Raw genomic sequence first — 12333 nt, 5'->3', positions numbered from 1 at the left:
CCAACATCATGGCTTCGATCAGCGTTGAACCCTGCACCTTTGCCCTGTTTGGCGCCCTTGGCGACCTGGCCTTGCGCAAGCTGTTTCCGGCGCTCTACCAGCTCGACCGGGCCGGCTTGTTGCACGCCGACACCCGGGTGCTGGCCCTGGCCCGCGAGCCGGGCAGTGTCGATGAGCACCTGGCGTCGATCGAGGCGCACCTGCAGGAGTTCGTGCCTGCCGGGCAGATCGAGGCGCCGGTGCTGCAGCGCTTTCTGGCGCGCCTGACCTACCTGCACGTGGATTTCCTCAAGGCCGAGGACTACCAGGCCCTGGCCGAACAGGTCGGCAGCGACAGCCAGCTGATCGCCTATTTCGCCACCCCGGCGGCGGTGTATGGCGGCATTTGCGAGAACCTCGACAAAGCCGGCCTCAGCGCCCGTACCCGGGTGGTGCTGGAAAAACCCATCGGCCATGACCTGGAATCCTCACGGCGGGTCAACGACGCCGTGGCCCAGTATTTTCCGGAAAACCGCGTTTATCGTATCGACCACTACCTGGGCAAGGAGACGGTGCAGAACCTCATTGCCCTGCGCTTTGCCAACAGCCTGTTCGAAACCCAGTGGAACCAGAACTCGATCTCCCACGTGGAAATCACCGTCGCCGAGAAGGTCGGCATCGAAGGGCGCTGGGGCTATTTCGACAAGGCCGGGCAACTGCGCGACATGATCCAGAATCACCTGTTGCAGTTGCTCTGCCTGATTGCCATGGACCCGCCCAGCGACCTCTCGGCCGACAGCATCCGTGACGAGAAGGTCAAGGTGCTCAAAGCCCTGGCGCCGATCAAGGGCGAGGGCCTGAGCACCCAGGTGGTGCGCGGCCAGTACATTGCCGGCTACAGCGAAGGCAAGCCGGTGCCCGGTTACCTGGAAGAAGACAACGCCAACGCCCAGAGCGACACCGAAACCTTCGTCGCCCTGCGTGCCGATATCCGCAACTGGCGCTGGGCCGGGGTGCCGTTCTACCTGCGCACCGGCAAGCGCATGCCGCAAAAACTGTCGCAGATTGTCATCCACTTCAAGGAAACCCCGCACTACATCTTCGCCCCGGAACAGCGTTTGCAGATCGGCAACAAGCTGATCATCCGTCTGCAGCCGGACGAAGGTATCTCCTTGCGGGTAATGACCAAGGAGCAGGGTCTGGACAAAGGCATGCAGCTGCGCAGCGGGCCCTTGCAGCTGATTTTTTCCGACACCTGGCGTAGTGCGCGGATCCCCGATGCCTACGAGCGGTTGTTGCTGGAAGTGATGCGCGGCAATCAGAACCTGTTTGTGCGCAAGGATGAAATCGAATACGCGTGGAAGTGGTGCGATCAGCTGATCGCCGGCTGGAAACAGTCGGGCGACGCGCCCAAGCCCTATGCCGCCGGTTCCTGGGGGCCGATGAGCTCGATTGCACTGATTACCCGCGATGGGAGGTCCTGGTATGGCGATATCTGAACTGCAACTGCCGGCGAAGGTCACGGCACGTGATTTCAATACACCCGCGCTGCTGGCTGAAGGGCTGGCCAAGGATGTGGCAGGGCGCCTGAATGCGGCCATTGCCGCCAAGGGCCAGGCCACCCTGGTGGTGTCGGGCGGCCGCAGTCCGGTGGCGTTTTTTGCCGCGCTGCTCAAGCAGCCGCTGGACTGGTCGAAGGTGCTGGTGACCCTGGCCGATGAACGCTGGGTGCCGGTCGAGCATGCCGACAGCAATGCCGGCCTGCTCAAGCGCCATTTGTTGACCGGTCCTGCTGCCAAGGCGCGTTTCCTCAGCCTCTATCGCGCCGCAGGCAGTCTTGAGGCCGCTGCGCAGGAAGCCGATCAGGCCCTGGCCGAACTGCCGGGTATCGACGTACTGGTACTGGGCATGGGCGATGACGGCCATACCGCCTCGCTGTTCCCCAACAGCCCGAACCTTGCCGAAGGTCTCGACCCGAACAGCCCCCGTCGCTGCCTGCCGATGCTGGCGCCGAGCGTGCCGCATCAACGGCTGAGCATGACCCGGGCGCTGCTGGCCCGCGCCGGATTTACCGCCTTGTCGGTGCAAGGCCCGGGCAAACTCGCTACCCTGCGCGCCGCGCTGGCCGGCGATGACCAGGCCGAGATGCCGATTCGTGCCTTCTTACAAGACCCTCTGGATATTTACTGGTGCCCATGAGCCAAGGATCCGCCGTTATGACCACGCATGAACTGAAACAGCCGGGAGCTTCCATGGCCGACAAGATTGCCCGGATCGATCAGATCTGCACCCAGGCGCGCATTCTGCCGGTGATCACCATCGCCCGCGAAGAAGACATCCTGCCTCTGGCCGATGCCCTGGCAGCCGGTGGTATCAAGACCCTGGAAGTGACCTTGCGCTCGTCCCACGGCCTCAAGGCCATCCAGGTGCTGCGCGAGCAGCGCCCGGAGCTGTGCATCGGGGCTGGCACCGTACTCGACCGCAACATGTTTGCTGCCGTGCAGGCGGCTGGCGCGCAGTTCGTGGTCACCCCGGGCATTACCCAGGACTTGCTTGAGGCCGGCGTCGACAGCGACATCCCGCTGCTGCCAGGTATCAGCACACCGTCGGAAATCATGATGGGCTATGCCCTGGGCTACCGGCGCTTCAAGCTGTTTCCGGCTGAGATCAGCGGCGGCGTGGCGGCGATCAAGGCCTATGGCGGCCCGTTCGGCGACGTGCGTTTCTGCCCCACCGGCGGGGTCAACCCGGGCAATGTGAAGGACTACATGGCCCTGGCCAATGTGATGTGCGTGGGCGGTACCTGGATGCTCGACAGCAGCTGGATCAAGAGCCGCGACTGGGCCCGTATCCAGGCCTGCAGTGCCGAGGCCCTGGCACTGCTGGACTGAAACCGAATTCGTTGTGTGCTACACGGCTTTGAGGTGCGCTTGGTCGGCGCACCTTTTTTTTTGCCTGCTCAGAAACTGTCCGAAGTGCTGAAGCTGCCACCACCGCTGCTGCTGGAGGTGGAGAAATCGCTGGAACTCGAACTTGAGCTTGAACTACTGGAACCGGAGCTCGACCAGCTGAACGACGAAGAGCTGCTGGACGAAGAACTGCGCGGCACCAGGCGTCGGCCACTTTGCAGCACGGTTTCCAGCGCGTGCAGGCTGAGGTCGCGGGTCATGTAGTCGGCCAGCAGGCGCTCGATGCTCAAGGTGGTGTAGTAGTTGTAGTCGCTGTCACGGTAATAGTCGGTGCGCAGCGCCCGCTCCAGCTCCTTGGCCCGCTCATAGTCGCGCAGGGCACGGTCATGCTGGTCGCGCAGCTCGGGCAGGCGGTCCTGTACGTCACGCAGGCGCGGGTACAGCTCCTTGAGCTGGGCGGCGATCTTGTCGTCGTTGTTGTCCGGAGTCTTTTGTACTTCGACCAGCAGTTGTTCGATGGTCTGTGCCTGCAGGCGTTCGGTGATGTTCTGACGGATCCGCAGGTAATGCGGGTCCTGTTTACCGGCAAAATTGGCCAATTGCTGGTGTTGCTCGTTGGCCCGGGCCTTGGCGGCGACGATGTGCTTGTTCAGGGTGACGTCTTCGCGGGTCAGCGGGTCCATCCCTGCCGCTGTACGCGCCTGGGCCAGACGCTGGTCGATAGCGTCCTGCAGCCCGGCAATCAGGCTCAGGCGTTCGCCTTGCAGCTCTTCGTTGCGGGTCTGCATGGCCCGCAGCATCAGCTCGTTGTTGCGGTTACCGACAAAGTTGACGCGCTTGGCCAGCTTGTTGTCGAGCCAGCGGTGCAGGAAGTTGTAGCGGTACTGGTCAGTGCCGTAATCGCGCTTGAGCAAGTGGTAGTAGATCGGGTTGGCGCTGTACGAAGGCAGCTTGTCGACGCACTCCTGGCGGATCTCCTGATAGCCGGTAAGCGCTTCGCCGTTGGCCTCTTGCGCGGCCCGCAACTGCTCGCCCAGCTCGCACCAGTCAGGCTCAAGCACCAGTTGATCCTTGACCTGGCGGTCGATGCTCTCAATGCGACTGCGCACGGTGTGCTGGTCGGCCAGCGACACGGCAATATCGGTTTCGACCCGGGCAAGTTCGGCGCGCAGTTGCGCTTCGGCATCCTGGCGTGCCTGCAGTTGCAGCAGGGTGTCCTGGTCCAGGGCCGGTCGATGTTCGAGCTTTAGCGTGGCGATGTTGCTCAGCCGGGTGAGGATGTCCTGTTCCAGGCGCGCTTCCTGATCGCTCAGGGCCGACAGCAGTTGCTCGGCGCTGCGCAGCAAGGCCTCGCTGCTGCGGGCGTTCTGCGCCACGGTGCCGGTGAGGGTAGAAGGGGTCATGTGTTCACCAGTCCATGATCATGTCAGGGTTGCCCGTGGTGCGCTGGTTGAAGCGCAGGGTCAGCGAGTTGGCAGCCTTGCTGCCCATCATGCGGTCATCGATATGGCCATCGTCGAGCTTGTCCACTTTGACCTTGAGGTATTCGGCCTGGCTGACGCGCACGGCGAACAGGCGGCTCCAGCGTTGTTTGCCGGTTTCGGAGCTGGTGACCGGTACTTCAGCGCTGATGCCGCCGGCGTCAGTGGCCTCGACCACCAGGAACCAGCTCTTGCCCTTGTCGGTGTCCTCGCCGCGGTTGCAGCCGGCGGGGTCGTAGCAACGCTCGACCCCGGACTTGATCCCGGTGCGGTCGACGATCTGCAGGGTCAGCGGCACGGCGGCGAAGTCGAGCATCCGCTTGAGGTGTTTGAGCTGATCGCCGGTCTGGCTGACGTCCTCGTTGTGCAGGCTGTTGTTGGCTTGGGCGAGCAGCGCTTGTAGTTGCGCTCGGTCACCGGCGGCCAGCGGCATCGCCTGCAGGCGCTGCTGCAACTGATCGCGCAGGGTGATCTGTTCGAGCCAATAGGAGACTCGATCGATCTCATAATCCAGTTTGCCGACCTGGAAGCCGGCCGCTTTGAGCGTGTCAGTATCCTTGACTTGCAGCAGTTGCTGGTCAGCCGAACTGGCAAGTTCCTTGAGATTGGGGAACGGCTTGAGGCCTTCGGTATAGGCCGGCATCGCCAGGAGCCTGGCCAGTTTATCGCGCTGCTGGTAGATACCTTCTACCGTGGCGAAGCCAGAGCGGGCCGAGGAGATGGCCTGGCGGGCCAGTTTGATCTGCGCCTCACGCTGCGTGACCAGGGTCTTGACGCTGTCGCGGTTGGTCTTGCGCACGAACTGCGGCACATCGCTGGCAAAGGTCTGATCCAGCGGCGGCAATGTTTGCCGGACCTGATCGAGAATGCGGCTGACGGCGACATCGGGCTGGGCCAAAGCCTTTTGCTGCCACTGCTCGAGCTGCTTGTGATTGAGCTGGATCTCGGTGCGCACGTCTTCATCATGCCAGCGCAGGTCACGGGCACTGTTTTCGATCTCGACCGTAATGCCGCTGTCGTGGGCAATGCGTGTGCACTGGGTGATCAGCGCCGCGGCAATGATTGCCAGGAACAGCTTGTAGAGCTGGCCGCGCGCCATCGATGCCTTGCTCAGCAGCTTTTCCCGCCAGCTCAGCGGCGGGGCTTCGAACATCAGCCGGCGGGCGAAGAACTCGCGCACGCCCTGGTCGATCAGCGCCTCGTCGAAGGCGATGTTGTGGCTCTGGTAGTAGTCACGAATACGCGCCGCGACTTCGGCGCGGCGCTTGGGCAGGTTCAGGTGTTCCTGGATTTGCACCTGCTGGTGGCGCAATTCGTCGACGAACGCCATCGCTCCGAGCTGTTCGGAGAGTGGGATGCTGGTCATCAGGCCGCCTTGCTGAGCAGCGCGGCGAATTTACGCTTGGCATCCTCGACCGCGGCAGCGATGTCGCGCGAAGCGTTGCTCGACTCGGCCCGGTAGGTTTCGGTGAGGCTGTTCATGTCGGTCTGGAACGACAGCGTGGCGTCGGCCAGCGCGCGTACCGAATCGACCTTGATGGTCGAGCCGTAGCTGGCCTTGACCGCGGCTTCGAGCTGCTGGTTGCCGGTACTGCCGAGGGCTTCGAGGCCCTTGCTGATGCCATCGGTGGTGGCATTGAGGGTATGGGTCGCCTCGGCCAGGCCGCTGTTGGCGGTGAATGACACGGCAAGGCCGGTAAGCACCACTTCGTTGGTCGAGAAGAACGAGACCATGCGCTGGTACTGGCGCTCCTTGATCACGTGTACCTGGTTGATGCGGGCGAAGACCATCTCGGCAGTGTTGTAGCCGACCTTGAGGTCATCGGCGATGTCCTTGACGATCTGGTAGCGCTTGTCTTCGTCCTGCAGGGCACGCACGGCTTCGTCGCGGCGCAGTTCCAGCGCGGCACGTTCGGCCGGCTCGGCCGATTCGGCGGCGGCGACTTGCTGGTTTGCCTCATTCAGTTCGGCCGTGCGCTGTTCCAGGGCCTGGCCGGCAATGGCCAGCACCTGCTGGGCTTCGACCTCTGCAGCCTTCATGGCCATGCGAAAGTCCATGTAGGACTCAAGGATCACCGTCTCGCGACTGATCTGGTCGTTGGCCGACTTGCACACCTGCAGGTAGTTGTCGCGAATGTCGTTGAAGCGGCTGGGGATCGAGCCACGGCGCACGTTCATCCAGGCCAGCTTGAGTTTTTCCATGCTGTCCAGGCGCCCGTCGTCCATCCAGCCGGCCATGGCCGCGGCGTCTTCGCGGATCGAGGTGAAGCTCTGGGTGATGTCCATGAAGCGGGTGGAGATGTCCATGCCCTCGATCTGCTCGCGGACCATGCTGTTGAAAGCGGTGGATTGCTGCAGGACCGCAGCGATCGAGGTGACCTTGCTGCTGTCGTACTGCGCCACGCGGTCGAGCAGCATCAGCACGGGGGCGTCCTGGACAGGGCGCAGGAGGTTGATGCCGATGGTGCGCAGGCCGCTCAGTGCCCGCTCGAGGTAGTTGCTCATCGAGTGTCCTTTCATGATGTGCGCACAGCGCAGGGTAAAGCGAGGAAGGGAGTATACCGGGGGTTGCCGTCAAGCTGACCGACGATTTTTCTCGGGCGCAAACGAAAGTGCCCGCCTCCGGATGGAGGCGGGCACTCGGTTGCAGCTCAGCGTATGGCTCAGGCCGCCTTGGCAGCCTGCTGGCTCAACGAACGGTTCAGGGCGCTGAACAATGCCTTGAAGCTGGCAGTGGTGATGTTTTCATCGATACCCACGCCGTGCACAGGGCGGCCACCGGCGACGCGCAGTTCGATGTAGGCCGCAGCCTTGGCGTTGGTACCCGCGCCGATGGCGTGCTCGTTGTAGTCCATGATTTCCACGGCGATCGGCAAGCCGGCCACCAGGGCCTCGAGGGCACCGTTGCCCTTGCCGCGCCAATGCAGGGTGGTCTCGCCTTCACCGGCGACTTCCACTTCCACCGCACTGTGGCCGTTCTCTTCCTGCAGGCGATGGCTGACCATCGCGTACGGCGAGTTGGCCTGCAGGTACTCGCGGTGCAACAGCGAGTGGATCTGCTGGGCAGTCATCTCCAGGCCCAGGCGGTCGGTTTCACCCTGTACCACCTGGCTGAACTCGATCTGCATGCGCCGTGGCAGGCTGATGCCGTATTCCTGTTCGAGCAGGTAGGTGATGCCACCCTTGCCCGACTGGCTGTTGACGCGGATCACCGCCTCGTAGCTGCGGCCGATGTCGGCCGGGTCGATCGGCAGGTACGGCACTTCCCACTTGGCGTCATCCTTCTGCTGGGTGAAGCCTTTGCGGATGGCGTCCTGGTGCGAGCCGGAGAACGCGGTGTGAACCAGGTCGCCAACGTACGGATGACGCGGGTGCACCGGAATCTGGTTGCACTCCTCGACCACCTTGCGCACGCCGTCGATGTCGGAGAAATCCAGCTCAGGGTCGATGCCCTGGGTGTAAAGGTTCAACGCCAGGGTCACCAGGTCGACGTTGCCGGTACGCTCGCCGTTGCCGAACAGGCAGCCTTCGACACGGTCGGCGCCGGCCATCAGGCCCAGTTCGGTAGCGGCTACGCCAGTGCCGCGGTCGTTGTGGGTGTGCAGGCTGATGATCACGCTGTCGCGGCGGTTGACGTTACGGCCGAACCACTCGATCTGGTCGGCGTAGATGTTCGGCGTCGAGACTTCGACGGTAGCCGGCAGGTTGAGGATGATCTTGTGCTCAGGGCTAGGGTTCCACACCTCGATCACCGCATCGCAGACTTCCTTGGCGAATTCCAGTTCGGTGGCGCTGAAGGTCTCTGGCGAGTATTGGAAGGTCCACTGGGTTTGCGGCTGCTGGGCGGCGTATTTGACGAACAATTTCGCCGCGTTCACCGCGATGTCTTTCACGCCTTGCTTGTCCTGGTTGAAGACAATGCGGCGGAACGACGGGCTGGTGGCGTTGTACAGGTGGACGATGGCCTTTTTCGCGCCGCGCAGGGATTCGAACGTACGAGCGATCAAATCTTCACGGGCCTGGGTCAGCACCTGGATGGTGGTGTCGTCCGGAATATGGCCGTCTTCGATCAGGGTACGGACGAAGTCGAAGTCGGTTTGCGAAGCGGACGGGAACGAGGCTTCGATTTCTTTCACGCCAACGCTGACCAGGGTCTTCCAGAAGCGCAGCTTCTTCGCCGCATCCATTGGCTCGATCAACGACTGGTTGCCATCGCGCAGGTCCGAACTGCACCAGATCGGCGCTTCGGTGATGGTCTTCGAAGGCCAGGTGCGGTCAGGCAAGTTGACGGTCGCGAAGGCGCTGTATTTTTTCGAAGGGTCTTTGAGCATGGTCATGAAAGCAATCCTTGAATGTGCGGCCTTGAAAGGGGCCCGCCGAACGAAAACGAGATGAAAAGGCGAGGCGACGCGATTCAGCTTGGTAGTCGTGCACTGACCAGGCAGAGGCTGCGATGTTGACGAAGCAGGATGAGGGTCTGAAAGGTTTTCATGGCTTCAACCCTAACCAGTGGGGTTAAAGATGGCAAGCCTTGCGAAAAAATTGAGATAAATGCTTAAAAAACGAGAATTGTCGAGATTTTATGGCGCTTCATGAATGAAAAGGCCGCGCCAGTTGCGCGGTCTTTTTTAATAGCGCAACTCAGCCCTCAGGGCTGGAAGGCACCGATGAAAATGGCCGGATCGACCCGCGCATCATTGAGGCTGACGTTCCAGTGCATGTGCGGGCCTGTGGCACGGCCGGTCGAACCTACCCGGCCAACCACGGCGCCGCGGCTAAGCTGCTGGCCGGGTTTTACGTCGATCTTCGACATGTGGCAGAACATGCTGATAAAGCCCTGGCCATGGTCGACGAACACCGTGTTGCCATTGAAGAAGTAGTTGCCGACAAGGATGACCTTGCCGTTGGCCGGGGTCTTGATTGGCGTGCCGGCGGGTACCGCAAAATCCAGGCCTGCGTGCGGATTGCGTTCTTCGCCATTGAAGAAACGGCGCACGCCGAACTTGCTCGACAGCGGGCCGCTGACCGGCTTGTCGAGGATCAGGTTGCTCGGCAGGTTGGGACTGAAGCTGCGGTAGGCCTTGATCTGCTCGGCAAGCTCGGCATCGATGCGCTTGAGGTCGGCCGGGTCGGGGTTGACCTGGCGCTTGTTCTTCAGGGTGATGCGCTGCTCCGGGTACTTTTTGCTGCCGACGGTAAAGTTCAGGGTGCGCGTGCCCTCGGTGAGCTGTGCGGTACCGGGCTTTTGCGTCAGCGGCAGGCCAACGATGGCCAGCCAGCGGTCCTGCTCCTTGACCACCAGCACCGGCTTGCCATCAAAGCGCGCGCTCGGTGCCGCGGCGGCCGGGCCAAGGTCTATGACCGCCACACCGCCGGGTACCGGCTTGTTCAGTTGGCGGGTGATGTAGCTGGCCTGGGCACTGCTGGCGAACATCAGGCACAGCAGCAACAGCGGGGCAAACAGACGGGGCATGATTCAATCCAGTAAAGAAAGCGTGACCGGAGTCAGGTGATTGTCTTCGACCCGTACCTGCAGTTCGCCTTCGCCCAGGCGGGCAGTCAGGCGTTGGCCGTTGTGGGTCTGGGCGGCATTGCGGATGGCTTGGCCTCGCTCGTCGAGGAGGATGCTGTAGCCACGGCCCAGGGTCGCCAGGGGGCTGACCACGTGCAGGGTCTGGACCTGGGCTTGCAGGCGCTGGCGGCGGTCCTTGAGCGTGTCGCGCATGGCCCGCGGCAGGCGTTCGGCGAGGCTGTCCAGGCGTTGCTTGAGCAGGGCCAGGGTGCGTCCGGGGTGTTGCGCGGCCAAGCGCGTGTCCAGGCGCGCGAGGCGTTCGCGGCGCTGGTTCAGACGCTGCTCGAAGGCGCGGCGCAGGCGCATGTCCAGATCGTCCAGGCGCTGGGCCTGTTGGCGCAGGCGTTCGCCCGGGTGGCGCAGGCGCCGGGTCAGGCTGTCCAGGCGCAGGCGGTCGTGCATCAGGCGGCTTTGAATGCGCAGCAACAGGCGGCGTTTGAGGCTGTCGATACGCCGTTGCAGGTCGCTGCTGTCCGGGGCCAGCAGCTCGGCGGCGGCAGACGGCGTCGGGGCGCGCACGTCAGCGACGAAGTCACTGATCGAGACATCGGTTTCATGGCCGACGGCGCTGACGATCGGCGTCTTGCAGGCGGCGATGGCGCGGGCCACGGCTTCTTCGTTGAAGCACCAGAGGTCTTCCAGCGAGCCGCCGCCCCGGGCCAGGATCAGCGCGTCGAAGCCGCGGCTGTCGGCCAGTTGCAGGGCGCGGACGATCTGCTTGATGGCTTCGCGGCCTTGTACGGCGGTGGGGATCAGGGTCAGCTCGACCTGCGGTGCTCGGCGGCGGAACACGCTGATGATGTCGCGAATCACCGCGCCGGTGGGCGAGCTGACGATGCCGATGCGCTGCGGGTGAGCGGGCAGGGCGAGCTTGGCTTCAGTACTGAACAGGCCTTCTGCGCCGAGCTTTTCCTTCAGCGCTTCGAAGGCCAGGCGCAGGGCACCGTCGCCGGCCGGCTCGACGGTGTCGAGGATCAATTGATAGTCGCCACGGCCCTCGAACAGCGAGACCTTGCCGCGCACCTTGACCGCCAGGCCATCGCGCAGGGCCTGGCGGACCCGCGCGGCGTTCTGGCGGAACAGCGCGCAGCGCACCTGGGCGCCGCTGTCCTTGAGGGTGAAGTAGACATGACCGGAGGCCGGGCGGGCGAGGTTGGAGATCTCGCCTTCGACCCAGACATTGCGGAACACGTCTTCCAGCAGCACCCGGGCGCGGCCGTTGAGTTGGCTGACGGTCAGGACTTCGCGGTCCAGGCCGAGTCTTTCGAAGGGGTCTTTGATCATGGGCTGCATCATAAAGGATTGTGGAGCCGGGGTGGCAGTGGCTCGGCGGTGTCTTCATCGCTGGCAAGGCCAGCTCCCACAGGAGCTGTGTACTCCGGCCCATTGTTGCCGGCGATGGGCTGCGCAGCAGCCCCCATATGCAGGATGAACTGCTCAACCAAAGCTCCGGCATCGCGCCGATAGGCCAGCGCCACCGTACTGCGGCAACCCTCATCGGCCAGGGCAATGAAGCGCAGCGAAGCCGGGGCAATCTCCTCCATGCATTGCGGCAACAACGCCACCCCAAAACCTGCCTGGATCAACTGCAGCTGAGTGGTCTTGCGCGACACCACGCGCGCCGATTGCGGAAAGAACCCTGCACCCATGCACAATTCGGCAGACAGGTAGCTCAGGCCGCCACGCTGGCGATGGGGGATGGAGATAAAAGGCTCGTCACGCAGCTGCGCCAGGCAAACGCTGCTTTCTTCAGCCAATGGATGACCCTCGGCGACCGCCAGCAACAGGGGTTCTTCGAACAATGGCCGGACACAAAGCCCTTCATGCTGACGCAGCACCGGCAAGCGCAGCAGGCCGAGCTCCAGGCGACCCGCGGCCAGTTCTTCAAGCTGCGCCTCGGACGACTGCTGGGCGATTTCCATGGATACGCCCGGGTTGTCATTCAGATAGCCGCTGAGGCGCGCCAGCAATTGGCCGGTCAGCGGCACCGTGCTGGAATGACTGAGGCGCAGGCTGCCACGCACGCCCTGGCCAACCTCACGGGCCAGGCGTTCGGCTTTTTCCAGGTCCACCAGCAAGGTCCGCGCTCGCGGCAAAAATGCCTGGCCCGCTGCGGTAAGTCGCGGCTGGCGTGCAGTGCGCTCGAACAGCAGGGTGTCGAGGTGTGACTCCAGCTCCTTGACCTGCCGGCTCAGGGCCGACTGGGCGATGAACAGGCGTTCGGCGGCCGCACTGAAGCTGCCGCTTTCGGCAATTTCGACGAAGTAACGCAACTGACGGGTGGAAATCATCGGTGCTATGCCGTTTCAAGATGGCTAATAAGGTAATTGCATATTAGTCGGCATGGCTTGCTGCTGACTAAAGTTTCCCTACATCCACTGGTGAAGACCGC

General features: G+C 63.0%; 9 protein-coding genes and 1 pseudogene. 3 read left to right on the top strand and 7 right to left on the bottom strand.

Annotation, left to right across the window (positions count from 1 at the left end):
- The first annotated feature begins 8 nt into the window (after window positions 1–8).
- The 3 genes from zwf to JV241A_RS19765 are packed head-to-tail and all read left to right on the top strand — an operon-like array spanning window position 9 to window position 2870.
- Window positions 9–1478, top strand: a complete 1470-nt coding sequence (gene zwf / locus JV241A_RS19775) for a glucose-6-phosphate dehydrogenase (RefSeq protein WP_134064121.1) — start codon at window positions 9–11, stop codon at window positions 1476–1478.
- Entirely contained in the window at window positions 1465–2178 is a 714-nt protein-coding gene (gene pgl, locus JV241A_RS19770) for a 6-phosphogluconolactonase (protein WP_134064119.1), read from the top strand. The genes zwf and pgl overlap by 14 nt, the downstream gene beginning before the upstream one ends.
- A gap of 17 nt (window positions 2179–2195) precedes the next feature.
- Window positions 2196–2870 (top strand): bifunctional 4-hydroxy-2-oxoglutarate aldolase/2-dehydro-3-deoxy-phosphogluconate aldolase, encoded by a 675-nt coding sequence (locus JV241A_RS19765; protein ID WP_115088536.1) that lies wholly within the window; start codon window positions 2196–2198, stop codon window positions 2868–2870.
- Window positions 2871–2938: 68 nt separating this feature from the next.
- Here the strand turns inward: JV241A_RS19765 and JV241A_RS19760 are convergent, their stop codons facing one another.
- The 7 genes and pseudogenes from JV241A_RS19760 to JV241A_RS19730 form a co-directional block, all read right to left on the bottom strand.
- Window positions 2939–4291: a hypothetical protein gene (locus tag JV241A_RS19760; protein WP_134064117.1), complete on the bottom strand. Its 1353-nt coding sequence runs from the start codon at window positions 4289–4291 to the stop codon at window positions 2939–2941.
- Window positions 4292–4295: 4 nt separating this feature from the next.
- A complete protein-coding gene (locus tag JV241A_RS19755; protein ID WP_134064115.1) occupies window positions 4296–5735 on the bottom strand; it encodes a DUF6384 family protein in 1440 nt (479 codons plus the stop codon).
- Entirely contained in the window at window positions 5735–6874 is a 1140-nt protein-coding gene (locus tag JV241A_RS19750; RefSeq protein WP_115088533.1) for a merozoite surface protein 3b, read from the bottom strand. The genes JV241A_RS19755 and JV241A_RS19750 overlap by 1 nt, the downstream gene beginning before the upstream one ends.
- Before the next feature lie 158 nt (window positions 6875–7032).
- The gene (gene leuA, locus JV241A_RS19745; protein WP_134064112.1) at window positions 7033–8706 is read right to left on the bottom strand and encodes a 2-isopropylmalate synthase; all 1674 of its coding nucleotides are present in this window, start codon (window positions 8704–8706) and stop codon (window positions 7033–7035) included.
- Window positions 8707–9017: 311 nt separating this feature from the next.
- Complete coding sequence (locus tag JV241A_RS19740; RefSeq protein ID WP_115088531.1) at window positions 9018–9842, bottom strand: peptidoglycan DD-metalloendopeptidase family protein; 825 nt, start codon at window positions 9840–9842, stop codon at window positions 9018–9020.
- 3 nt (window positions 9843–9845) lie between these two features.
- Complete coding sequence (gene xseA / locus JV241A_RS19735) at window positions 9846–11225, bottom strand: exodeoxyribonuclease VII large subunit (protein WP_115088530.1); 1380 nt, start codon at window positions 11223–11225, stop codon at window positions 9846–9848.
- 143 nt (window positions 11226–11368) lie between these two features.
- Window positions 11369–12232: pseudogene (locus JV241A_RS19730) on the bottom strand (LysR substrate-binding domain-containing protein); the annotation flags it as partial.
- Window positions 12233–12333 lie beyond the last annotated feature (101 nt).

The organism is Pseudomonas sp. JV241A, assembly GCF_900275665.1.
GTDB classification, from domain to species: domain Bacteria; phylum Pseudomonadota; class Gammaproteobacteria; order Pseudomonadales; family Pseudomonadaceae; genus Aquipseudomonas; species Aquipseudomonas wadenswilerensis.
Note: the sequence above shows the minus strand (reverse complement) of the source record. Positions and strands in the feature narration are given on the sequence as shown.